We start from the raw sequence: 25424 nt of genomic DNA on the forward strand, positions 1-25424 counted from the left end.
TCTCTTAGTAAGAGATATACAAGTGGAATAAAAAACCTTCTTCATCGGCAAAATTAAGAAAAATCAGCGAACCTGCAAAATATAGGATTGTTTTTTTCGTTCGCAAACGCTTCCAAATGTTGATGAAATCTTTCCATCCGAAGACATACCCCCTATAAATCAGCGCAATGAAAGCACTCATTGCTCTCTTACTAAGAGAGCAATCATGCAAGCGAGCATGAACGGAATAAGAATTGTTTTTCATTATTGAAATTAGGTTAATGTAAAGGTAGCTGTCTTGTGAAAGACGGCTATCTTTTTTAGTCTGAATCCGTTGGAAAGCAGAAAACGAAAACACAAAAAAGACCCTAATACAAAACATAAAAAAAGTCCTCCACAATCCATAGATTGTTAAGGACTTTCCTCTCGTGACCCCGGAGGGATTCTAACCCTCGACCTTCAGAACCGGAATCTGACGCTCTATACAGCTAAGCTACGGAGCCTTAAAAACGATGCAAAATTAAGAAAAAAACAAAGACGCACCAAACTATTTCAAAAAATTAATCCGCAAAATAAAAATTATCATATAGACACAAAAAACACGTTATACACTTCCAAGTTAACAAAAATACGCTATCTTTGCAGAACATTCTGAAAGAAATCAATAAACGTCATAAAGCAATGAGTCATTTAATCAAACCGGAAAACTATCATGCGCTGTTGGATTTGCAGCAGACTGAAATTGCCATTAAGAAAATAAAAGACTTCTTCCTGAGCAGTATATCCACCGAACTGCGTTTACGCAGGGTGACTGCTCCCTTATTCGTACTCAAAGGGTTAGGAATGAATGATGACCTGAACGGAGTGGAGCGTCCCGTCACTTTCCCCATCAAAGACATGAACGAGGCCCAAGCGGAAGTGGTCCACTCTTTGGCCAAATGGAAACGGGTCACATTGGCTGAGTATAAAGTGGAACCGGGATACGGCATCATCACCGACATGAACGCCATCCGTGCAGACGAAAAAATGGATAACCTGCATTCGCTTTACGTAGACCAATGGGACTGGGAACGCGTCATGCCGCCCCACAGCCGCAACACGGAATACCTGAAAAAAATCGTCAACCGCATTTACAATGCCATCCTGCGCACGGAATTCTTTATTTGCGAGACCTATCCCCAGTTGAAAGCATTCCTACCGGAAGACATACATTTCATACATGCCGAAGAGCTCAGGCAACGTTATCCCGACCTTACCCCGAAAGAGCGTGAGGATGCCATCTGCCGGGAATACGGTGCCGTATTCATCATCGGTATCGGCGGAAAATTGGAAGACGGAAAGGAACACGACCTACGTGCCCCGGATTATGACGACTACTCCACAATAGACGAACGCAGCGGCTTGGCCGGACTGAACGGAGACCTGCTCATCTGGTATCCCATATTGGGCCGCGCCATCGAACTTTCCTCCATGGGCATCCGTGTAGACAAAGAAACCCTGCTCAGACAATTACAACTGAGCGGAAAGGAAGACCGTAAAAAACTGTACTTCCACCGCCGCTTGCTTGACGGTACCCTCCCCCAGTCCATCGGTGGCGGCATCGGGCAAAGCCGCCTGTGCATGGTGTTGCTCCACAAGGCACATGTGGGAGAAACCCAGTCGAGTATCTGGCCTGAGGAAATGCGCCAAGAGTGCAAAGAAGCCGGTATAATATTGATATAGCCTACATCCTCCCGCCCAAAAAATCACGCCCGAAACTCGCAGCGATGTGAGTTCCGGGCGTGGTATATGGTTGTTTCGAGTGATTATTTCTTCACGCAGCGCACGAAACGGGCATCTTGATTTTAACCATAAATCAGTTTTATTTTTTCAAAAGCCACACATAAAACAGTCAAATAAGACACACGGGAAGAAGAGAAGGGATTGACCTTGCAACCTCCGGCAACGGCTCCCATTCTTTCCGCAGAACGAAAAATCGTTCGGCTGAGAACTTCTTTCCGTTCTGCGCCAAACGATTTACAAGTGTGCAACTACTGTCACACCCCCATGAAACAAAAACAAGAAAAAAGCCTTCACCTGTTCATACCCATTGTATTCCAACGAATTAAGGTGAACTTGCATCGCAATACCCTTCACCTGCCTTTCACCGTCCTTTCAACATGGACTGGCTTTCAAACGGACACCTGAAAGAGTTAACAAACGTAAAACATTCACCTTAACACGTTATGGGACAAGAAGTATGAGCACCTGAAAGCATTTTTCAGACACACCCCGAACGGGCATAAAACCTTACAGAGCCTTACCTTTCAGCACGGCACCACCCTGGGCTGCCAATGTCAGCTTGAATTTTCCGTTCTTAGCCACCTTGGCCTCTTCTGCCTGTGGAGTTTTTCCATCCTTGCCGTCGTGGTAATAAGACACTGCCGTACCGGCCAACATAGGCAATTCCACAGTCAGTTTCAAAGCCTCCTTTCCTGCATTCAAGGCTGCCACATACCAATCCTGTCCGTGGCGACGCGCCAACACGACGTAGCGTCCGGGATAACCGTCGATGAACTTCACTTCGTCCCACACCGTAGGAACTTCTTTCATGAAGTCTATCTCGAAAGCCGGCACATCCGTCAGGTTGTTCGGTGCCAACGCAAAATTCTGGATAGGGTTCTGGAAAGCCACGGCCGTAGCCAACTGGAATATGTCGGTGGTGACACGGGTCGTTCCACCGTCGTTACCCCGGTTCAGCCGCTTGTTGAGGAAGGTGCCACCGAACTCCATGCAGCCCACCGAGTTGCGGATGAACGGGTGCAGCGTGGCATTGAAAGCCTCGTTGTCGCAGAAATGTTGGTTGAAAATCAGGTTCTCGGATGCTAGCACGGCCTCGCTGCCCACATAGTTGGGATACATGCGCTCCCAACCGCGCGGCAACGTACAGCCATGGAAGATGACCATCAGCCCGTGGTCGTCGGCATCGCTCAGGATGGCTTCGTACAAACGCATCGTCTCCTGCTTGTCGCCGCCGAAAAAGTCCACCTTGATGCCCTTCACGCCTTGCTGTTGCATCCAACGCATCTCCTTCTTGCGCGTGATGGGGTCGCACATGATGTTAATCGGACCTTGTTCGATGTCGTTCCAGTAACCGCTAGAACTGTACCACAAGAAAATATCCACGCCTTTGCCTTGCGCGTACTTGATGAGGTCTTCCATCCGCTTATGGCCGATATTGTTGTCCCACCAGTTGTCTATCAGGGTATATTCATAGCCCATGGCAGAAGCCATGTCTACATAACGCACCTGGTCGTCGTAGTTGATACTGTTGTCTTGCCAGAGAATCCAACTCCACGTGCCGCGCCCGTACTTATATTTATGTTCCGTGGTGAAACGGGGCTCCACCACGTCCCAAACCACCGTGGTCTCCACGATGGGAGCCAAGTCACGGGACACCGTGAGCGTACGCCAAGGCGTATGGCCAGGCAAAGCGAAAGCCGGTTCCGGCGTGCCGTTACCGTTGTTCTCTTCCGGCATCGGGAAAGCCACGGTGTACAGGCCGTCCTGCGCGTCGCTCAGGCGGGATCCGCAATAGCGGCTGTCCACGCCCGTTTCGCTCACAAGTACCCAACCGTCTTCCCCCACACGGAACAATCCGGGGAAGGTATAACCATGGCCGTACTGTGAAGGCGTCCCCATCGGTGCGTCGGCCTTATACTCCTCTTCGTAGCTGGGCTTCGTCCGCTTCCAACCTATCATGGCATCGCTTTGCGGTGTCAGGAAAGTCGTGGTCTTGCCGGGAAAACGGAACCCGGTGGTTTCGTTCATCACGCGCACACTGCCCGTTCCGCCCTGTTTGGGCAGGAAATAACGGAAAGCCACATTGTGGTCTTCCACCACAAATTCCACTTCCATCTCCTGTTTCTTGGCATTGGCAAGACGCACGGTAAAGGTATTGGCCTTCTTGTCCACCCGACTCGCCTTGCTGCGCTCCAGGTCGTAACGGATGTCGCGCGTACCGGCCTGTTCTTTCACCCATACCAAGTCGCGGCTGAAATCGGCAAAGTTCGTCACCAGACCCAAGGGAGACTCCTCCAACATCGTCACTTCCTTCCGTCCTTCTTTTCCATTTGCATAATATCCTACCTTATAATATGCGCGTCCGTCTTTCAGTCCTACTTTGAGGAAGGTCATACCGTCGGGACTGGTGACGGTCTTTTCATCCTGCTGCGCTGCCGCAGCCATGACTGCCGCCAAAGGAGCAGCGTCCGCTCCGCCCACAGCCCAGACTGTTCCGCCCGCAGACATCATTCCGGCTAACAAAATAGCCGCCAAAAAGTTTTTCTTCATTGTTTTTTCATTTTTAGTTCATATAATTTTCCATATTCTCATTTTCCAAACTGATACCCCCGGAAAAGCTTGCCACTCCGTTCTAATTCCGCACCGAAATAGAAGCCGGGCTGTGTGGGTTGGTTGTAGGCCACGTTTTCCGTCACGATACTGAGCCGGTAAGGCCGATCCTCCAAGAACGTATAGAAACGGTAAGGAGTGGGAAGCGGGGACACATATACGCGCAAAGCCGTATTGTCCGCCGTACGCACCACGACCTCTTCGCGCCAGTCGCCCAAAATGTCGCCCTGCAAGCAAGGATTGCTTTTCGACCCGTTGTTGAAACTGCATCCGTCGAACGTAGCCAACGGACGGCAAGCCTGTGCCTCCCAGTCGTACTTGCTCACCGTTTCATGGTCCAACATCTCGCGCAGCAAATCGCCGTCCCACCACACAGCCATGTTCATCGGCAACCCTTTAGGTGCGGCACAAACCACTTCTCCTTTTATATTCCGTATGCCCCCGGAAGCCGACGACCACATCTCCAATCCGTAATTCGTAGGGTCGATGTCCGCCGCCATGCAACGCCCCACGTCTTTGGCAGCCGGGAGTTGAAAGACGACCTTTCCGGTCGCAGCATCGCGGAAATCGCTCCCGTCGCGCTTGTTCTCATGGCAGTCCCACACTTGCAAACAACCAGACGAGGGGTCGAAAGCCGTGAGATGCAAGGCGTCGCCATGGCCGAAACCGGTATTGTACAGCCCCGTCCCGTCATGGTCTATCGCACACGAGCCGTACGTGATTTCGTCACAACCGTCACCGTCCACGTCGGCCACACGCAGGTTATGGTTTCCCTGCCCTGCGTACGAAGCCCAACGGGCGGAATCCGTATCGAACACCCAACGCGACGCCAACCGCTTGCCATCCCAATCAAAAGCCGCCAACACAGTACGCGTATAATACCCCCGGCACATCACTACGCTCGGATGCCTCCTGTCCAAATAAGCCACAGCTGCCAGATACCGTTCACTGCGGTTGGCATAATTGTCACCCCAGTCTTCCAACCTTCCACGCGAAGGGATATAGCCTACCGTCTGCAAGGCTGCGCCCGTCTTCCCGTCGAACACGGTCAGGAACTCCGGACCCGAAGCGATATACCCTTTCCGGCCTTCCACCGGCTCTTGCGCCCCCACCCGGTAGTCTGCCGAGGGATCGCCTATCGAATGTCCCCGGCCGTCCACCGTGCCGTCCGCAGTCTTGGCCGTGACTTCAGCCCGTCCGTCGCCATCGAGGTCGTACACCATGAACTGGGTGTAATGCGCCCCCGCACGGATGTTGCGCCCCAAGTCGATGCGCCATAGGCGGGTACCGTCCAACTTGTAAGCGTCCAAAAACACGGTTCCGGTAAAACCGCTGTGGGAGTTGTCTTTGGCATTGGAAGGCTCCCACTTCAGCACTATCTCGAAATCCCCGTCACCGTCCAAATCACCGACGGACGCATCGTTGGCCGTATAGGTGCAAACCTCGCCGCCGGGCATAGTCTGCGGCTCCGGCTGCTGCAACGGGATGTCCAGATAACCGCACGGGGCATTGGCCGGAAGCGTCCATTTGCCGCCGGACGAGGGTTCTTCCCGGCCGTCCACCACCGGACGTACCTCATATACCGATTTTCCCCAGGACGGGTTATAATCGTAAAACTGCGTGGAAACAGACACTGGTTTTGGGGTAACCAACAGACCGTCACGGTACACATTAAACACCGTACGGACCGAATCGGAAGACAAATAACGCCAACCCACCATGACCGTATCGGGTGATAACCTGACAGCTACGGTTCCCCGTCCCAAACGTTCCCCGGTGGTAGAAAGAGATGACTTCATTTCCGGCCTCCCGGTTACACAGGCGGAAACGGCATCTTCCTCCTGCATGGCAACCGGCCATACGGCCCCGGCCATGCACAGGGCCGAAATACATAAACAAGTTTTCCTCAGATTATTTTTCATGAGCCTTCAGTTAATGACGGTGCGAATATAGCGAAAAGAAAGGAGACACGCGACCGGCAGACTGATAAAATCTATTAAAATCTCTGGGATGCCTTACAGAAAAGCATGAAAACAAGTCGTCCCTTACCTGAAAATCTATTATATTTGCACAAGATAGGCGACAGTCCGTACTTTAAGAAGCACCGAATTGCATTGGACTATCCCTATCTCTATAACAAAATGGAACTAAAAAAGACGATAAAAACGATAAAGCTCCTCTTCTTGTTTCTTTTGGCATACGTCGGAGAGACCCAATTCTTATATGCTTCGGCCGCACCGACCGGAACCGACCGTTTCACGTTGGTCATCGACGCAGGACACGGCGGGAAAGATCCCGGTGCCATAGGCCGTTTCTCCCGCGAGAAAAACATCAACCTGTCTGTAGCAAAAGCTTTCGGCAAATTGGTGGAGGAAAATTGTCCGGACGTAAAAGTGATTTACACCCGGAAGACAGATGTATTCATTCCGTTAGGACGACGGGCGGAAATTGCCAACCGGGCAAACGCCGACCTATTCGTATCCATACATACGAATTCCTTGCCGGGCAAAGCGATAGGCCGGGGAGCCGAAACCTACACGTTGGGTATGGCCCGTGCCGACGAGAACCTGGAAGTGGCCAAACGGGAAAATGCCGTTATTTTAGTGGAGGACAATTATAAAGAACGTTACCAAGGCTTCGATCCGAAATCTTCGGAAAGCTACATCATTTTCGAACTGATGCAGGACAAATACATGGCCCAAAGCGTAGATTTTGCCAAACAAATCCAAAAGGAATTCAGGACAACCGGCGGACGGCCAGACAAAGGCGTACACCAAGCGGGCTTCCTTGTTTTGCGGGAAACCAGCATGCCAAGCGTATTGATTGAATTGGGCTATATCTCCACACACGATGAAGAGGCTTTCCTCAACTCACAAAACGGTATCCGTAAAATGAGCCAAAGCATTTATAACGCTTTCCTTTCTTATAAGAAGCAGCATACGAAAGGAAAAACAACGGGAGCGGAAAAGGATGCGCGACAGGCTGAAGGAAACGAAATGCAGGCCGTAGAAAGTGCTGTAACGGATGCCCCCGAAAGTGATATCGATTTATTGACCCAAAACAGTGATAAGCCTTCAACTTCCGGATCAGAGGAGAAAAAGCAGGAACAACCGGCAACGGACTCCCGGCCTGTATTCAAGATACAAATCCAGGCTTCCACCCGGCAGATTCCCACAGGTAGTTCCCGCTTTAAAAACCTGTCTCCGATAGATTTCTATAAAGAGGGAGCTTATTATAAGTACACGTACGGGGCAACCACCGACTATCAGGAAGCTATCAAAATACGCAATAAAATAAAAGAAGATTTCAAAGGGGCTTTTATCGTGGCCTTTAAAAACGGCCGGAAGATGGAACTCTCTGAAGCTATCTCCGAATATAAAAAGAACAAATAAACGTTGAAAAACTTATGAAATACTTTACGAAAGAGGTTAAAATCGGCTTAACCGGTGCTGTGGCTATCGCTGCACTCTTTATCGGACTCAATTTCTTGAAAGGCATTAACCTGTTCAAGTCCAGCAATTCCTATTATATAGAATTTTCGGACATCAAGGGATTGGCCAAGTCCGGTCCTGTGTTAGCCAACGGATATAAAATAGGTACGGTACGCGACATACTTTACAATTACCAACAGCCGGGCCATGTATTGGTGGAAATCAGTGTGGACGAAAACATGTGCCTGCCTAAGGGCACAAAAGGCACATTGGTTACGGAAATGTTAGGCGGCTGTAACCTGAACCTTTTACTGGGCAATCCTGAAGACGGACACTACGCTCCGGGCGACACCATTCAGGGAGACGACACCAAGGGGCTGATGGACAAAGCTGCCGACATCGTCCCGCAAGTGGAACAAATCATGGGCAAAGTGGACACACTGCTGACCACACTGAATACGTTGGCAGCCAACCCCAACTTGCCAAACATTATGGAAAACGCCCAAAGCATTACGGCCAACCTTAACGAAAGCAGTCGGCAACTGAACGGTTTGTTACGTAACGATATGCCAAAACTGACAGACAAGATGAACCGGATAGGCGACAATGTCATTACCCTGACCGACCACATGAATGAACTGGACCTGCAAGCCACCTTAAGCAAGGTAGATACGACATTGGGCTACGTGCAGCTCATGACCGAGAAGATGAACCGCAAAGACAATACGTTGGGACTACTGCTGAACGACAGTGCTTTGTACAACAATCTGACTCATACGGCGGGCAGTGCCAACAACCTGCTTATAGACTTGAAAGAAAATCCGAAACGCTATGTACACTTCTCGCTTTTCGGACGTAAGAACTAACTTCGAAAAAACAGAGGCTGCAAGGCTTGTAAAGCCGGATACCCGACCAAGGTGTCCGGCTTTGTATTTTCCCTCCCGACCACTCCCTGAAAACCTATCTTTCGGCAAGACAAACACTTAGAGAAAAACAAGCAAAAAGCACAATTTTATTTTTTTATTTTTTATCATTCTGACTGCAAGGGAATTAAAACGCCTTCTGCTTCCCGTCCTTAGCCAAAGGCTTGTTTTTATCGCGGAATATTGCGAAATTTGCAGCGTAGAAGTATATAGGAAGTTCATCGGATAAACACAAAATCTAATGGAAGGTTCAGCGCAATCGTTATGGGAACGTTGTCTGCCCATCATTCGCAATAACGTAGACGAGAAACAATACAGGACATGGTTTGAACCGATTCAGATCATCTCTTTCGAGAAGCAAGTACTGACATTCGGCTTGCCGAGCCAGTATTTCTATGAATTCTTGTCGGAACATTTCGGCCGGCTGATATTCTCCGTAGTACGACGAGTTTTCGGAGAAGGAACGCAGTTGAAATACAGCCTGATGGTAGACCAGACCCATCATTTGACCGTAGACATCGAGCCGGTCAACACACAGCCTTTGACGCCCCGTGCCAAGATACAGGCAACGGGTAGCAACAGGGCACCCAGTCCGTTACAGGCTCCCATGCCTCAGGATTTGGATCCTCAGTTGAACCGGAACTACAGTTTTGAAAACTTCATCGAAGGAGTAAGCAACAAACTGCCCCGCTCCGTAGGGCAGGCTATAGCCGAACATCCGAAACAATCCACATTCAATCCTTTGTTTATCTACGGAGCTTCCGGTGTGGGAAAGACTCATTTGGTAAACGCCATCGGGGCCAAAATCAAAGAACTTCACCCGACAAAGCGTGTGTTGTACGTTTCCGCCCACCTTTTTCAGGTGCAATACACGGATTCCGTACGGAAAAATACCGTAAACGACTTCATCAACTTCTACCAAACCATCGACGTACTGATTATCGACGATGTGCAGGAATTTGCTAGCCTGACCAAGACTCAGAACACGTTCTTCCACATATTCAATCATTTACACCAGAACGGACGACAGCTCATCCTGACGTCCGACCGACCGCCCACAGCCTTGCAAGGCATGGAAGAACGGTTGCTGACCCGTTTCAAATGGGGATTATTAGCCGAATTGGAGAAGCCGAACCAACAGCTTCGCCATGATATCCTGGAAAACAAAATCCGGCAGGACGGCCTGAAAATACCGGAAGAAGTCATCGACTTCGTCTCGGAAAACGTGAACGACAGCGTACGTGAGTTGGAAGGTATAGTCAATTCTCTCATGGCTTACTCCGTCGTATGGAACCGAGATATAGACTTGCCTCTGGCAGAACAAATCCTCAAACGTGCGGTAAAAGTGGAAAACAAACCTGTGACCATAGATTTCATTCTCGACAAAGTTTGCGGATACTTCAATGTCAAGCAGGAAGATGTGTTCACCAAATGCCGTAAGCAACCGGTGGCACAGGTACGGCAAATAGCCATGTACTTGGCTCAAAAACATACCAATCTTTCATTGGCCCGCATCGGTTCGCTGATTGGAAAACGCACACACGCCACGGTATTGCATTCCTGCAGCGTAGTCGAAGACCGGCTGCACGTAGACAAGGCATTCAAATCCAAAATGGATGAAATAGAAAAGCTGTTAAAACAACGATAAGCTTTCTATTTTAAAGAACTTCCGGCGCACCTGCTTCTGCAAGTGCGCCGGAAGTTTTTATTTCTTGATGACCTTGATGGTCTTCTGTATTCCGTCGCGATACAAATTCAAGAGATACATACCCTTACGCAAGTGCCCCGCTTGCAATTCAGTTGTCCCGGTCGGCGCTTCGTCCTGTGCCACGACAGCTCCCGACAATGAGACCAAACGCACGTTCCAGACTTTATCCGTGGCGTTGGAAATGACAATACGACCATCCACAACCGTACGTTCCACAGTCAACAGACCATCGGTCTCCACAGCAGAAACAGAAGAACCACCCTTGGGCTCAAGCACCACTGTCATATAGGTTCCACCGATATAACGATAGACATCGTTTACGGCATACACCTTTTCAAAAGGCAGGTAGCCCTCGGCTTCCACTTTCATGCGGATTTCGTCACCGCGCACGTCGGCCAAAGTCAGATACCCGGAAGCATTCGTCCGGTACACTTCACCATTCAGCGTCACGGTAGCCTTAGCCAAGCCCCGGCCTTCCACATCCTCCACGTCCAACTCCAACAAGATACCTTCCTGCTTGCGATCTATGTTAAGTTCCACATCAGTCAAACGTCCTGACTCCAATTTAACAACCTGCAAATCAGATATATGCAAATCAAACCCATCATAATTCGAAGCCGTGGCCTGTATGCCATATTGGCCGGGGGCAAGTATGACATAAGTTACCGTACCACTGCCCTCGAAGTCTATCTCTGTGATGAAATCTCCTCCACTGGACACATTGCAATAATCCGCCTCCAACCCGTCGGGCACAACGGTCCTCACACGAGCATACGCCAGACGACTGAAGTCCAATACCACCTTGTCCGATACACCTTCTACGGTCTCATGTGTCACGTAATCGAACTCTACATTATCTTCTCCCGAATAAGAGGAATAGCAAGTCCAGTTGAAAACATATTCCCCTTCCGGTAAACGGGTCTGAAACGTTGTTTCCCCGCGTTCAAGACGGAACTGCCACAAATTTTCACCCCGGGGCGTACTCACCTCGCACGTAAACGACCGCCCTTCCATGAAATCCGGCAAATTCGCCACGGAGACTTCAACCGGCACACTCTCCACCTTTGACAAATCTATCTCAACTTCCTGCTGTTCCTCCATATCAAACGAACCGAGTGTCAGGAAGTCTACTTGCTGCGTGGCATAATCCTGCCTTTCCAACGCGTAAGTGTATGATCCGGTTTTCAAACCCAACTCTGCCACCCACATACCGGAAAAGCCATCTTCCCCGTCAATCTGATTGAAGCCGGTAGACCAACCGTCTTTCCCACGCCTTACATGGATACCATAATAATGACCTTCTTCCGCCCCTTTCAACTTGAAACGCATCGTCCCATAATCGGAGGAATGGAAAGAGCAAACCACGTCACGGCTCTCTGCCGTATTCACAAGCCCGTGTTCTGCTTCGAAATACATTGGGGGATTGTAAACAGGTTGCACTCCATACTTATACAAACCATCTACCATGTAAACGGTATAAGGGAAGTCTATATTATTCACATAAAACTCATCATACTCCATGCCGACGGGAGAAATCGTCAAACTTCCGGACTGTACATCGCCCTCCGTACGGAACGTCACGGGTTTATACCCTTTGTCTTGGAAAGAATAATCCACAGTGGTAGTTTTCCCTGAAGCCGTAAAAGTAGCCAAATCCGTTGCAGGCGAAGCCAAATAGTTGCCTTCCATCTCAGGATAATAGTAATATGTACCAGGCTGAAGATATCCCTGCACGCTCCCCTGTTCATCGGTAGACAAATCTAAATTCGCTTGGAGAAGAATGACCTCGGCTTCGCCCGGTTTCCCCTCAGCATCTTTGACCTGAAAAGTGACCAATGTCATATCATCCAATTTTTCTGGCGTAACCACGGCTACATCTTCATCCTCTACGGTCACTTTACCGTTTTTCACTGCTACGCTGATTCCCTCGGGCGTAAACGCAGACAGTTCATAACTGTACTCTTCCGCACGCAGAAATTCACCGTCATCCATCCTTTGCGTAACCACTCCGGGCGTAGATTGTCCGGAAGCCGACCCGTCAGACAAGCCCAAATAATCCAAAGTCACAGTATAATCCTCCGGACTGCCCGACGTGAAACTCACATAATGATAAGGAGAGAAATCCGCATTCACCTCCACCGTCGTAAATTCCGGGTTGCCGAAATCAAAATGAATCGGCCCTTCGTAAGAAATCGACTGGTCCGGCATGTAAAGCCGGATGAAGTTATCCTCGTAAGGGTTATAAGACAACTTGCCCTTGAAACTACTGGAAGTTGCATCCCAGACAAACCCATTCTCAGGCATCCCCTGCCCGTTGAGTTCAAGTTGCAACTGCGCCACGTCGAAACGCTCGGAAGACGACGGGGTGACCTTTATCACCGTAGTCAACTCTCTCACCTCGTCTTGGGCATAAGTCTGCATGCCTAAGAACAAGCACAATAAAAGTAAGATCTTCTTCATACACTTATTTTTTTAAAGTTGGTTTTATACGGATTCAAAAATACTGAAACTCCGACAAAACAAAAAGGGAGGCAAAGCTTTTTTACCCCCCCCCGTTAAGTTTATTTAACACAGAGTAAAAGGCACGCTCTTACCACGCATGCCTGCGCCCGTCAATCTAAAAACCCCTGACGTTTCAAAGCCTCCAACATACCCCGGCTCATAGCCTCGTTATCCTTACGGGTGTAACGGATATCCGTGAAAATTTGAGCCAACGTCTCCTTGTGATTGATTTCCACAAAATGCCTGTTCTCTGGTAATTGTTCTTTCGGCCCGTAATATCGGTCGATGGTTTCGGGAATATAGTCGTGATAGGTCTCTTCATGTACCACAGCCTCCAAAGGCAGACGGTCGGCCTGCTCGGGATGTTCGTCGGGCCATCCGACGGTGAGTGTCGCCACCGGCATCACCAAGCGGGGCAACTGCAAGATGTCGATAATTTGGGACGGCATATATAAAGTCGTACCTAAATAACAAATCCCCAACCCTTCCGCCTCGGCCAAATTACAAAACGTCTGCGTAAACAACAGCGCATCCGTAGCGGCATTCAAAAATGAAAGAAAATTGTCATATCCGGGCTGCGCCTTGCGCTGCTCCGCCCATTTGACCGTACGGTTGAAATCCGCACATACCGTCAGGACCACAGGTGCCTGAGTCACCATAAGCTGATTGAAATGCGCCGGTGCCAAACGCTTTTTCATCTCTTCGCTACGCGTCACCACCACGCTATAAAGTTGCATGTTCCCCATGGTCTGCGTGCGTTCCGATACTTCCAAAAGCCGACGCAACAGTCCCTCATCCACCGGTTTTCCGGCATACTTCCGAATACTTCTGCGGTTCTTTACTGTTTCCATGATTCATTCGTTTTTTACTTCGGACAAAGATACACAAAATGATTCATAATAGATTAGATTTCAAAGGTTTTTATTTCTTAAGATTTTCATTTTTGGATAACTTTTCCGATTCGCTTAAAATGCATCAAACTCATAATCAAACGAATAACACAAAAGAATGGAAAACTTTCCATAAAAAGACAAGATTTTAAGTTTTTCCTTTGGTCATATCAGAAAACATGTGTAGTTTTGCAACGTCCTTCCGGATTGACCGCTATTGCTTCTACAAAATCTGATAACGGAATCCTAAAGTAAACCATTTAAATTCAAACAGTCGTGAAAGAGAAGACTTACAGTTATGACGAAGCCTTTGAGGCTGCCCTTCAATATTTCAACGGAGATGAGTTGGCCGCAAGAGTGTGGGTGAACAAATACTCCATGAAAGACTCATACGGCCATATTTATGAAGTATCGCCCGAAGACATGCACTGGCGTATCGCGAACGAAATCGCCCGCATCGAAAACAAATATGAGAATCCGCTCAAGGCAGAAGAAATATTCGGACTTCTTGATCACTTCAAATACATCATCCCGGCAGGCAGTCCCATGACCGGAATCGGCAACAACCACCAAATCGCATCGCTCTCCAACTGCTTCGTCATCGGTCTGGACGGACAAGCCGACTCATACGGCGGCATCATCCGCATCGACGAAGAACAGGTGCAACTGATGAAACGGCGCGGCGGCGTAGGCCATGACCTGTCGCACATCCGCCCGAAAGGCTCGCCGGTGAAAAATTCGGCCCTGACTTCTACCGGCCTCGTCCCTTTCATGGAACGATACAGCAACTCGACGCGCGAGGTGGCACAAGACGGACGGCGGGGCGCACTGATGTTGTCCGTCAGCATCAAGCACCCGGACTCCGAATCGTTCATCGATGCCAAAATGACGGAAGGCAAAGTCACGGGAGCGAACGTATCCGTCAAGATCGACGATGAATTCATGCACGCTGCCATTGAAGGAAAATCCTACACGCAGCAATACCCCATCGACAGTTCTTCTCCCATGGTGGCCAAGGACATCAACGCACAGGATTTGTGGAAGAAAATCGTGCATAACGCATGGAAAAGCGCCGAACCCGGCGTCTTGTTCTGGGACACGATCCTGCGTGAATCCGTGCCCGACTGTTATGCCGATCTTGGTTTCCGCACCGTGAGCACGAACCCCTGCGGCGAGATACCGCTTTGCCCGTATGACAGTTGCCGCCTGTTGGCCATCAACCTTTACGCTTACGTGGTCAACCCGTTCACGCCGGAAGCCTATTTCGATTTCGATTTGTTCAAGAAACATGTGCAACTGGCCCAACGGTTGATGGACGACATCATCGACCTGGAACTGGAAAAGATTGAAATGATTCTCCAAAAAGTAGACGCCGACCCGGAATCCGAGGAAGTAAAGGGCACGGAACGTCATTTGTGGGAAAAGATATACAAGAAAAGCGGACAGGGACGGCGTACAGGCGTAGGCATCACGGCAGAAGGTGACATGTTGGCCGCACTCGGCCTCCGTTACGGCACGCAAGAAGCCACGGACTTTGCCGTGGAAGTACACAAGACCGTGGCCCTGCAGGCATACCGTTCATCGGTACAGATGGCCAAAGAACGCGGGGCATTTAAAATCTTCGACGCCGAACGCGAAAAGAACAACCCGTTCATCAACCGCTTGCGCGAGGCAGACCCGGAACTGTACGAAAACATGGTAAAATACGGACGACGCAACATCGCTTGCCTCACCATCGCCCCGACGGGGACGACCAGTCTCATGACACAGACCACATCTGGGATTGAACCGGTATTCCTGCCCGTGTACAAACGCCGGCGCAAGGTCAACCCGAACGACCCGGAAGTACATATCGACTTCATCGACGAGACGGGCGATGCCTTCGAGGAATACATCGTCTATCACCATAAGTTCCTCACGTGGATGAAAATCAACGGATACGACACGGAAAAACGTTACACGCAAGAGGAAATCGACGAATTGGTGGCACGTTCTCCTTATTATAAAGCCACGGCCAACGACGTGGACTGGCTGATGAAAGTCAAAATGCAGGGAGCCATCCAGAAGTGGGTGGACCACAGTATCAGCGTGACGGTCAACCTGCCGAACAATGTGGACGAAGAACTGGTCAACCAACTCTATGTGGAGGCTTGGCGTTCGGGATGCAAGGGTTGTACCATCTATCGCGACGGTTCGCGTTCGGGCGTGATGATTTCCGTGAAGAACGAGAAAAAACAGCCGGAACTTCCCTGCAAAAGTCCCGAAGTGACGGAAAAACGTCCGCAGGTATTGGAATGCGACGTGGTACGCTTCCAGAACAACAAAGAAAAATGGGTGGCTTTCGTCGGACTGTTGAACGGCTATCCCTACGAAATCTTCACGGGTATTCAAGATGACGACGAGGGAATCGTCCTTCCGAAAAGCGTCATGAAAGGACGCATCATCAAGAACGTGGACGAAGACGGCAACAAACGTTACGACTTCCAGTTCGAAAACAAGAAGGGATACAAGACCACCGTGGAAGGACTTTCCGAGAAGTTCAACAAGGAATATTGGAACTATGCCAAGCTGATTTCCGGTGTGCTGCGTTACCGCATGCCATTGGACCATGTCATCAAGCTCGTCGGTTCGCTGCAACTGGAGAGCCAAAGTATCAACACTTGGAAAAACGGCGTGGAACGCGCCCTGAAGAAATACATCACGGACGGCACGGAAGCCAAAGGTATGAAATGCCCGAACTGCGGTCACGAATCGTTGGTATATCAAGAAGGATGCCTCATCTGTAAGCACTGCGGCGCCTCCAGATGCGGATAGGCTCTATGAAAGTGAAGAACAGCCGCATCCTGCTGCCCCGCGTACGTTTCTATGCCCACCATGGCGTGGATCCGCAAGAACAACTGACAGGCGCTTACTTCCACGTCGGGATAGAAGCCGACACGGATTTCAACGAGGCCATGCGGACCGACCGGTTGGAGGGCACAGTGAGCTATGCCGACTTATACGAAAGCATCAAAGCGGAAATGGACATCCCTTCAAAGTTGTTGGAACACGTGGCGGGGCGGATTCTTCAAAGGCTCTTCGACAACTTCCCTTCCATCAGCCGCATCCACCTGACCCTGACCAAGGAAAATCCGCCGATGGGGGCCGATTGCCGCGAAGCCGGGGTGGAAATCGAAGCGGAAAGATAAGGACCCGGACATCGGTATGAACTGTTTTTAGACAGAATATCTATATTTTAGACATAAGAACAAAAGAACATATTTTCAAGTCTTAAAAGGCTTTTTGTTCTTATGTTCTTTTGTCCAAATATCATTTTGTCAAATTGTCACTTCCGCCTCCTCAGAATCGCATATTCCGGACATGCAGGCACACATGGAGAAAAGAAACGATTCTCACGCATTTGCAGAAACCCTTTGTGCCCCCCTGCCACAACTTTTGCTTACTTCTTGCACAAGAATGAGGCATACAACGCGCAAACAAGCGAAAAGCACGTAAGCCCCAAAGAAGCTCCACCTCTCATTGTGCCATCCTGATTTCGACAACTTCCGACCTCCAAATAGAGAAAAAGATGGCGATTTACGTACTTCCCTACACCGGTTTCTACCTGTCGGCGCGCCATCGGGCAGATGTTTTTTCCACATCCTGCGGAGAAAAAAAACGTTTTTTCAGCCGAACGAAAAATCATTCAGCTGAGATTGATTCTTAAAATCTGTCAACAAGATTTAAAAGCATCCCGAAACTGTAAAAAAACATAAAGGAAACGAAGTGAAAATTGTCTGAATGGTGTTTTTTACAATCATTCGTTCCCTCCCTAAACAAGCTATTATCTTTCTTTTTGTTCCATAAACCCGCATTTTCGTATCATTTATTTCAAACAGGCTTTTCAGCAACTTCCTGAAAAGTCTCCATACATACCGAGTTCCGATATTGCATTTTTTTAAGAGTATTTTTCCACACTTATTCTTCCATCCCACAAGAAAATTTTGTAATTTAGCGGGCAATAACATGAAACAGACACAAAAGGACAAATTCACATAATAAATTATCACCAAAACAATGGAAAACATAGGTTTAGCATTACAACTCATGGTGGTGGGCATGGTTACGGTGTTCATCATCCTCATGATTGTCATCCAGTTGGGCAAATGGCTGATTCAGATAGTCAACAAAGTAGCCCCCGAAGAAACGGTGGCTCCGAAACGGAAGCCCGCACCCGGTATGGCCTCGGCCATCGATGCCCAAACACTGGCCGTCATCCGGGAGGCTGTCAGCCAAATCACCGGAGGCAAAGGAAGCGTGAGCAAGGTAGAACGCCTGTAAGCACAAACAGTCATTGAAATCTAAAAGAAAAAACATACAATGGAAAAAAGAGAAGTAAAATTCAGCTTAGTGTTCCGCGACATGTGGCAAAGTGCCGGAAAATACGTGCCGCGCGTGGACCAGTTGGTGAAAGTGGCTCCCGCCATCATCCGGATGGGATGTTTCGACCGTGTGGAAACCAACGGGGGCGGTTTTGAACAGGTAAACCTACTTTTCGGGGAAAACCCGAACAACGCCGTGCGCCAATGGACGAAACCGTTCCACGAAGCGGGCATCCAGACCCACATGCTCGACCGCGCACTGAACGGCCTGCGCATGAGTCCCGTGCCGGCCGACGTGCGCCGCCTGTTTTATAAAGTCAAGAAAGCGCAGGGCACGGACATCACCCGTACGTTTTGCGGGCTGAACGACATCCGCAACATCGCACCCAGCATCCGCTACGCCAAGGAAGCCGGCATGATTTCGCAGTGCAGCCTTTGCATCACCCACTCGCCCATACACACGGTAGAATATTACGTGAAGATGGCCCAACAACTCATTGACTTGGGATGCGACGAAATCTGCCTCAAGGACATGGCGGGCATCGGCCGCCCCGAAACCCTCGGTAAAATATGTGCGGGCATCAAGGCTTACAAGAAAGACATCATCGTGCAATACCATTCCCATGCGGGACCGGGCTTCAACATGGCTTCCATCCTCGAAGTATGTAAGAACGGATGCGACTATGTGGATACAGCCGTAGCCCCGTTGGCATGGGGTACGGGGCACGCCGACATCCTGGCCGTACAGGCCATGCTGAAGGACGCAGGTTTCAAGGTGAAAGAAATCAATATGGCGGCCTACATGGAGGTACGCTCGCAGATACAGGAAATGATGGACGACTTCCTCGGATTATACTGCAATCCGCTCAACCGTATCAACAACTCCCTGCTCATCGCCCCGGGACTGCCGGGCGGCATGATGGGTTCGCTCATGGCCGATCTGGAGACCAACTTGGAGTCGCTCAACAAATGGAAGGCCAAACATGGGCAAGCCGAACTGACGCAGGACGAATTACTCGTCAAGCTGTTCGACGAAGTAGCCTACATCTGGCCCAAGGTGGGGTATCCCTGCCTCGTGACCCCGTTTAGCCAATATGTGAAAAACCTGGCCCTGATGAACGTCATCCAAATGGAGAAAAGCAAAGAACGTTGGAGCATGATTGCCGATGACATCTGGGACATGATTTTGGGCAAGGCCGGACGCCTGCCGGGCGAAGTGGCTCCGGAACTGAAGGCACTGGCCGAAGCGCAAGGACGGAAGTTCTCCGACACCGACCCGCAAGCCAACTATCCGGACGAACTGGACAAATACCGCCAGATGATGGCCGAAAAAGGATGGGACACTGGACAAGACGACGAGGAACTCTTCGAGTATGCCATGCACCCGTCGCAGTATGAGGCTTACAAGAGCGGCAAGGCCAAACAAGACTTCCTGGCCGACCTGCAAAAGAGACGCGAGGCTGCCGCCGCACCGGCCAGCGCAGGAAGCGCACCGGCACAGCCTTCTACCGTTACCGTTACCGTGAACGGACAATCTTACAAAGTGGACATCGCCTACGGAGAACAAGCCGCACCGGCACAGACATCAGCCGCACCGGCGGCACAACCCGCCGCAGCCACAGGCGAAGGCGAAGACATCCCGGCTCCGTTGGAAGGTAAATTCTACCGCGTGAAAAACACGGAAGAAACACCGAAGCAACCGGGCGACCGCGTAAAAGCGGGCGACATCCTGGGTTACATCGAGGCCATGAAGACCTATAATGCCATCCGCGCCGAATTCGACGGCACCATCACGGCCATCTTGGTCAACTCCGGCGATGCCGTGGAAGAAGATGACGTAATCATGAAAATAGCCAAGCAGTAAATTATGGAACAGTTAACAGATATATTCAACAAGCTATACCAGATGACGGCTTTCAGCAACATCATTGCCGACCCGTCGTTCCTCATCATGTATGCGCTGGCTTTCGTCCTGCTCTACTTGGGTATAGTGAAAAAGTACGAACCGCTGTTGCTCGTGCCCATTGCGTTCGGGGTGTTGTTGGCCAACTTCCCGGGCGGCGAGATGGGGGTCATACAAGCGGACTCGCAAGGGATGGTCACACTGGCCAACGGCAGCAAAGCCAACATCTGGGAAATGCCGTTGCACGACATCGCCCATGAATTCGGCCTGATGAACTTCCTTTATTACATGCTCATCAAGACAGGTTTCCTTCCACCCGTCATCTTCATGGGAGTAGGCGCCCTGACAGACTTCGGTCCGATGCTGCGCAACTTGCGCCTGTCCATCTTCGGGGCCGCCGCCCAATTCGGCATCTTTGCCGTGCTGTTGGTAGCCATCCTGATGGGCTTCACGCCGAAAGAGGCCGCCTCGCTCGGTATCATCGGTGGTGCCGACGGCCCGACGGCCATCTTCACGACCATCAAACTGGCCCCACACTTGCTCGGTCCTATCGCCATTGCAGCCTATTCCTACATGGCACTTGTGCCGGTCATCATCCCGTTGGTGGTGAAACTGACCTGCACGAAGAAGGAACTGATGATTAACATGAAGGAACAAGAAAAACTGCATCCGTCTACCACGGAAATCAAAAACCTGCGTGTACTGAAAATCATCTTCCCTATTGCCGTCACGACAGTAGTAGCCCTGTTCGTCCCCACGGCAGTACCCCTCATCGGCATGCTGATGTTCGGTAACTTGCTGAAAGAAATCGGTGCCGACACTTCGCGCCTGTTCGATGCGGCTTCCAACTCCATCATGAACGCGGCCACCATCTTCTTAGGATTATGCGTGGGCGGAACGATGACAGTGGATGCGTTCCTCAACATGCAGACGATAGGCATCGTCATCGGTGGATTCCTCGCCTTTGCGTTGTCCATTGCTTCCGGCATCGTCATGGTGAAGATATTCAACCTGTTCAGCAAGAAGAAAATCAATCCGCTCATCGGTGCCACCGGGCTGAGTGCCGTACCCATGGCCAGTCGTGTCTGCAACGAAATCGCCACCAAATATGATGTGAAAAACCATGTGTTGAACTACTGCATGGCCTCCAACATCTCCGGTGTCATCGGCTCGGCCGTGGCAGCCGGCGTGCTGATTTCCTTCTTGGGGTAAGACAGTTACAAACCGGATAAACAAAGAAGACAGAAGAACATAAGGATAAGATTTTTTCCTTATGTTCTTCTGTCTTTAAAAGAAGTAAAATCAAAGACGTATCACCTTCACTCACATCGGCAACCCAACAGATTAAAAAACGGGTTATTCTGTTTCCGTATGCTCCGAACCATTTTGCCTTTTAACCCGTTTTACATATAGCAAACGTCGCATTCACAGCTTTCTTGCTTTTCAATATAGTAGCCAACATATACAATCCTCTTTCCGTGAACACGGCAGGCAAGGCACGACTTTTAGACGATATTTTTACGGTCGGATTTTTCGACCGCAAAAATATCATTTCCTCACGTGTCAACCGAAACATGTAAGTGGGCGGGAACTTATCCGGATTATTTTTCACAGCCTCGTTCACTCGTTTGGTTTACACAACATACAATTCCGCTATATCTGCATCTAATATCACCACCGTCTCACGCACGGTCATTATTTTACTGCGAACCTGCTCAAACATATTGCCTGTCGGCAGTCCCACATCAGTATGCTGCAAAGTATTCCTATCCATTTCCATTTTTTATGTCAGTCCTGATAATACACCCTCTTCACCCGGGCACTGACTCCCGTCAGGATTTCGTAGGGAATCGTACCCACAGCGTCGCTCAGCACCGTCACCGGCAAATCATCGCCGAAGATGATGGCGGTATCGCCCTCACGGCAATCTATGTCCGTCACATCTATCATGCAGACATCCATGCAAATATTGCCCACATACGGGGCACGCTGTCCGTTGACCAGACAATACGCACGGCCGCAACCTAATTTGCGGTCCAAGCCGTCGGCATAACCGATGGGCAGGGCTGCAATCCTGCTGTCACGCGTCAACCGCCCTTTGCGGCTGTATCCCACCGTATCTTCCTTCGGCACTTCGTGTATCTGGAGAATCGTGGTTTTGAGCGTACTGACATTATGGAGAATCTCATTATTCCGGGAATTGATACCATAGAGCCCCAAGCCGAGACGTACCATCTCCAAATGACGCTCCGGGAAATGTTCAATCCCCGCACTGTTGCAGATATGGCGCAAAATCTTATGACTATAAGCCTGCTGAAGCTGCGCACTGCCTTTCAGGAACAACTCGTACTGACGGGCGGAAAAGGCATCGAAATCGTCGCTGTCGCTCCCGACGAAATGGGAAAATACGGAACGGGGAATCACAGCCGACTGGCGTTTCAACCGTTCCACCAGCAACGGCATATCCTTTTCCGGGTCGAATCCTAACCGGTGCATGCCCGTGTCTAATTTCACATGGATGGGAAAATGGGTCACCCCTTCTTTCTCCGCCTCGTGAGTCAAGGCTTCCAACAAACGGAAACTGTACACTTCCGGTTCAAGGTCGTACTCGAACAAGGTCGGAAAACTGCTCATCTCCGGATTCATAATCATGATATTCGCCGTAATGCCGGCCTTCCGCAAGTCCACACCTTCGTCGGCCACGGCCACGGCCAGATAATCCACCTGATGATCCTGCAGGGTTTTGGCAATCTCCACAGCACCGGCCCCGTAAGCCGACGCCTTTACCATACATACCATCTTCGTCTCCGGCTTCATGAAACTGCGGTAATAGTTCAAATTATCCACTACGGCATTCAAATTGACCTCCAATGTCGTTTCGTGCACCTTCAAGGCCAAGTGTTCCGTCAAAACGTCGAAACGGAAAGACCTTGCCCCTTTGATGAGAATCACTTCGTCGTGCAACGTGTCCAACACACCGCTGCCCAACAATTCATCCGTAGAACGATAAAAACATGCCTCCATACCGAACAGACCTCGTACGGCAGACAAGCACGGACCGACTCCTATGAACTTCTCCACGCCGCGCATAGCCACCAAACGGGCCACGCGGCCATATAAATCCTCAGGCGCACCGCCAGCCTGCTCGATATCACTCAAAACCAACGTACGTTTCCGCCCCGCACAATCAGGACGCCGGTTCATGAAGTCGAGGGCGATATCCAAAGAATTATAATCCGAATTGTAACTGTCGTTAATGAGCGTACAACCCGAACGGCCTTCTTTCACCTCCAGGCGCATGGCCACCGGTTCGAGCACGGCCATCCTTGCGGCAATCGTCTCGGGACTCATCCCCAAATGCAAGCATACGGCCAGGCAGGACACGGAATTGGCCAACGAAGCCTCGTCGATAAAAGGAATAGAACAGGCTGCCTCCTTACCTTTATATATATAGGACACAACCGTCTCTGCCTCCCGCTTTTCCACCGATGCGATATATAAAGGTACATCGCGCTGCTGCCGCGACCATGCAAAGTATTCTCCTTTGAAAGCCGAACGGTTGACGCAACCGGCTACGCACGCATCGTCCATATCGTACACCAAGACTTTGGCATCCTTGAACAACTTCAACTTCTCCATACACTTTTGCTCATACGAAGTGAAATTCTCCTGATGCGCATCGCCCAAGCAAGTAAAAACCCCTATGGTCGGCTGAATCACCGACTGCAAAGCTTCCATCTCTCCCGGCTCGGAAATTCCGGCCTCAAAAAGCCCTACTTCGCTTTTCTCATTCAGGTTCCATACGGACAAAGGCACTCCGATTTGGGAATTGTAGCTCCTCGGCGAACGGGTGACGCGTCTTTCGGGCGACAACAACTGGTAAAGCCACTCCTTGACCACGGTCTTCCCATTGCTTCCGGTTATACCCACCACCGGAATGTCGAAAGCCTCGCGATGACGTTCGGCCAAGCGTTGCAAGGCTTTCAGCGGACTGACCACTTGCAGGAAGTTGGCATCGGGACAAGATGTCATGTCTTCCGGCAAACGACTGACCACAAAAGAGCGTACCCCCCGACGATAAAGTTCGGGAATATAACGGTGCCCGTCGTTGCGACGGCTTTCCAACGCAAAAAACAAAGTATCTTCAGGGAAACACAAAGAACGGCTATCCGTTAGAATCCACCGGACTTCCACTGCTTCGTCGCCCCACAAATGTGCACCGACCAACGAAGCTATTCTTTCTAATGTATAAGACATAATCCTCAATATTTTAGCAGACTTTTCAAATTCTCGTATGCAGATGTCCGGACTAAGTTCGGGTATTTTTCAGTAAGTCGTTCTAACTTTAACATAGTTTGACGCAGGAACTCCCGGTAAGCCGCCGATTCAGGATGTAGCGGACGGTGTGACAAAGCCTTCGCCACAGCCTCCCATTCTGCCATGAAGCTTCGTGTTTCCGCAGGGAAACAGACTTCGGAAAAACGTTCCCAAATATACTCTACCGCCACCTCGGACGGATGCAACATGTCTGCCGCATAAAACCGGTAATCCCTCAATTCGTCCAACACAATCTCGTAAGCCGGAAAATAGAAGCAACGCCCCCCATACGCCCGGCATAACTCGTCCACGGCCAACAACAGCACGGCTTTCCCCAACCGACTGCCGTGAAAACCATATTTGGCATAACGGTAAGGACTGACCGTAAAAACAATTTGCAAGGACGGATTGACCCGCCAAAGAGCCTCCAAAGCCTCTCCGAGTTCAGCCTTCGTCCCCTCCACGTCCAACTGCCCTTCCGTAAACCATGCCCCGGGTTGCTTATGGCAATTCGCCACCACCCGCCCGTTGTCATGCAGACGGTAATAACGGTTCGTACCCAAAGTAAGAAACAGGACTTTCAGCGACCTGAACCGGGCAGCTTCTTCACAGCGCACGTTTTCCAGACGGGCACGGCATTCCTCCCGGTTCTCCGTAGAAAAGGAACTGTCATTCAACCAACTGTGCCACAGTCCTCCCGATTCGAAAAAAATATCTTCGGGCAACGGCTCTCCGGTAGCCATCGCCCTGCACCACGCGGCTATACTCAACGGATTGTACAATACCCCAAACGGGTTAGCATGCGCATCCAACCCTGACTGCACCATACGCCGGCCGATATGGTCGGCAAAGCAAGAGCCCAACAGGGTAAGCCCGTCTCCGGGATGGATATCCAATCCCTTCATCTCATTTTCTACTGTGGTACGAAACTTCATATCTCACATTCGTTAAATGTCAAAACGGTATTTTTTCCTGCAAAAGTAAGCAAGATATATGAAATTATGCTAATTTTGCATGA

General features: G+C 50.1%; 17 protein-coding genes and 1 tRNA gene. 9 read left to right on the forward strand and 9 right to left on the reverse strand.

The annotated features are described in order from the left end of the window. Window positions 1-408 precede the first annotated feature (408 nt). A tRNA-Arg gene (locus tag HMPREF9442_RS04025) sits at window positions 409-482 on the reverse strand. Between the two features lie 178 nt (window positions 483-660). Here HMPREF9442_RS04025 and asnA point away from each other — a divergent pair. Beyond that, window positions 661-1701 carry an aspartate--ammonia ligase gene (gene asnA, locus HMPREF9442_RS04030; protein WP_040602615.1) on the forward strand — a complete coding sequence of 347 codons (1041 nt, stop codon included), beginning with the start codon at window positions 661-663 and terminating at the stop codon, window positions 1699-1701. Between the two features lie 567 nt (window positions 1702-2268). Here asnA and HMPREF9442_RS04035 read toward each other — a convergent pair. Together HMPREF9442_RS04035 and HMPREF9442_RS04040 are read right to left on the reverse strand one after the other, a co-directional pair. After that, the gene (locus HMPREF9442_RS04035) at window positions 2269-4311 is read right to left on the reverse strand and encodes a glycoside hydrolase family 97 protein (protein ID WP_008625619.1); all 2043 of its coding nucleotides are present in this window, start codon (window positions 4309-4311) and stop codon (window positions 2269-2271) included. Between the two features lie 38 nt (window positions 4312-4349). Then, entirely contained in the window at window positions 4350-6245 is a 1896-nt protein-coding gene (locus HMPREF9442_RS04040) for a rhamnogalacturonan lyase (protein WP_008625621.1), read from the reverse strand. Window positions 6246-6512: 267 nt separating this feature from the next. On the opposite strand from HMPREF9442_RS04040, the gene HMPREF9442_RS04045 reads away from it, so the two are divergent. The 3 genes from HMPREF9442_RS04045 to dnaA all read left to right on the forward strand — a co-directional run bounded on the left by HMPREF9442_RS04045 (window position 6513) and on the right by dnaA (window position 10373). Further along, window positions 6513-7763 (forward strand): N-acetylmuramoyl-L-alanine amidase family protein, encoded by a 1251-nt coding sequence (locus HMPREF9442_RS04045; RefSeq protein WP_040602617.1) that lies wholly within the window; start codon window positions 6513-6515, stop codon window positions 7761-7763. Window positions 7764-7777: 14 nt separating this feature from the next. Next, a complete protein-coding gene (locus tag HMPREF9442_RS04050) occupies window positions 7778-8668 on the forward strand; it encodes an MlaD family protein (protein ID WP_008625625.1) in 891 nt (296 codons plus the stop codon). Window positions 8669-8966: 298 nt separating this feature from the next. After that, window positions 8967-10373 carry a chromosomal replication initiator protein DnaA gene (dnaA, locus tag HMPREF9442_RS04055; protein ID WP_008625636.1) on the forward strand — a complete coding sequence of 469 codons (1407 nt, stop codon included), beginning with the start codon at window positions 8967-8969 and terminating at the stop codon, window positions 10371-10373. 57 nt (window positions 10374-10430) lie between these two features. Here the strand turns inward: dnaA and HMPREF9442_RS04060 are convergent, their stop codons facing one another. Both HMPREF9442_RS04060 and HMPREF9442_RS04065 read right to left on the reverse strand, forming a co-directional pair. Next, window positions 10431-12893: a T9SS type A sorting domain-containing protein gene (locus HMPREF9442_RS04060; protein WP_008625637.1), complete on the reverse strand. Its 2463-nt coding sequence runs from the start codon at window positions 12891-12893 to the stop codon at window positions 10431-10433. Window positions 12894-13045: 152 nt separating this feature from the next. Continuing rightward, window positions 13046-13786, reverse strand: coding sequence for a nitroreductase family protein (locus HMPREF9442_RS04065; protein ID WP_008625638.1), 741 nt, complete (start codon window positions 13784-13786; stop codon window positions 13046-13048). Between the two features lie 315 nt (window positions 13787-14101). Between HMPREF9442_RS04065 and HMPREF9442_RS04070 the strand changes: the two genes are divergently transcribed. The 5 genes from HMPREF9442_RS04070 to HMPREF9442_RS04095 all read left to right on the forward strand — a co-directional run bounded on the left by HMPREF9442_RS04070 (window position 14102) and on the right by HMPREF9442_RS04095 (window position 21301). Further along, the gene (locus HMPREF9442_RS04070) at window positions 14102-16639 is read left to right on the forward strand and encodes an adenosylcobalamin-dependent ribonucleoside-diphosphate reductase (RefSeq protein WP_008625640.1); all 2538 of its coding nucleotides are present in this window, start codon (window positions 14102-14104) and stop codon (window positions 16637-16639) included. Between the two features lie 5 nt (window positions 16640-16644). Continuing rightward, the gene (folB, locus tag HMPREF9442_RS04075) at window positions 16645-17013 is read left to right on the forward strand and encodes a dihydroneopterin aldolase (RefSeq protein WP_418809885.1); all 369 of its coding nucleotides are present in this window, start codon (window positions 16645-16647) and stop codon (window positions 17011-17013) included. An 868-nt stretch (window positions 17014-17881) separates the two neighbouring features. Beyond that, on the forward strand, window positions 17882-18145 hold the full coding sequence (locus tag HMPREF9442_RS04085) for an OadG family protein (protein WP_008625647.1): 264 nt from the start codon (window positions 17882-17884) through the stop codon (window positions 18143-18145). A 39-nt stretch (window positions 18146-18184) separates the two neighbouring features. Further along, on the forward strand, window positions 18185-20050 hold the full coding sequence (locus HMPREF9442_RS04090; protein ID WP_008625649.1) for a biotin/lipoyl-containing protein: 1866 nt from the start codon (window positions 18185-18187) through the stop codon (window positions 20048-20050). Between the two features lie 3 nt (window positions 20051-20053). After that, window positions 20054-21301: a sodium ion-translocating decarboxylase subunit beta gene (locus HMPREF9442_RS04095; protein ID WP_008625651.1), complete on the forward strand. Its 1248-nt coding sequence runs from the start codon at window positions 20054-20056 to the stop codon at window positions 21299-21301. A 181-nt stretch (window positions 21302-21482) separates the two neighbouring features. On the opposite strand, the gene HMPREF9442_RS16650 is transcribed toward HMPREF9442_RS04095, so the two are convergent. From HMPREF9442_RS16650 to HMPREF9442_RS04110, 4 genes are read right to left on the reverse strand one after another with little or no spacing between them, the layout of a single operon-like run. Next, complete coding sequence (locus HMPREF9442_RS16650; RefSeq protein WP_008625653.1) at window positions 21483-21713, reverse strand: ORF6N domain-containing protein; 231 nt, start codon at window positions 21711-21713, stop codon at window positions 21483-21485. A gap of 9 nt (window positions 21714-21722) precedes the next feature. Beyond that, complete coding sequence (locus tag HMPREF9442_RS16655; RefSeq protein WP_253271011.1) at window positions 21723-21863, reverse strand: ORF6N domain-containing protein; 141 nt, start codon at window positions 21861-21863, stop codon at window positions 21723-21725. A gap of 14 nt (window positions 21864-21877) precedes the next feature. Next, on the reverse strand, window positions 21878-24346 hold the full coding sequence (locus HMPREF9442_RS04105; protein ID WP_008625657.1) for a bifunctional UDP-N-acetylmuramoyl-tripeptide:D-alanyl-D-alanine ligase/alanine racemase: 2469 nt from the start codon (window positions 24344-24346) through the stop codon (window positions 21878-21880). Window positions 24347-24351: 5 nt separating this feature from the next. Further along, window positions 24352-25341, reverse strand: coding sequence for a GSCFA domain-containing protein (locus HMPREF9442_RS04110; RefSeq protein WP_008625659.1), 990 nt, complete (start codon window positions 25339-25341; stop codon window positions 24352-24354). Between the last annotated feature and the right edge of the window lie 83 nt (window positions 25342-25424).

This window comes from Paraprevotella xylaniphila YIT 11841 (assembly GCF_000205165.1).
Lineage (GTDB): Bacteria > Bacteroidota > Bacteroidia > Bacteroidales > Bacteroidaceae > Paraprevotella > Paraprevotella xylaniphila.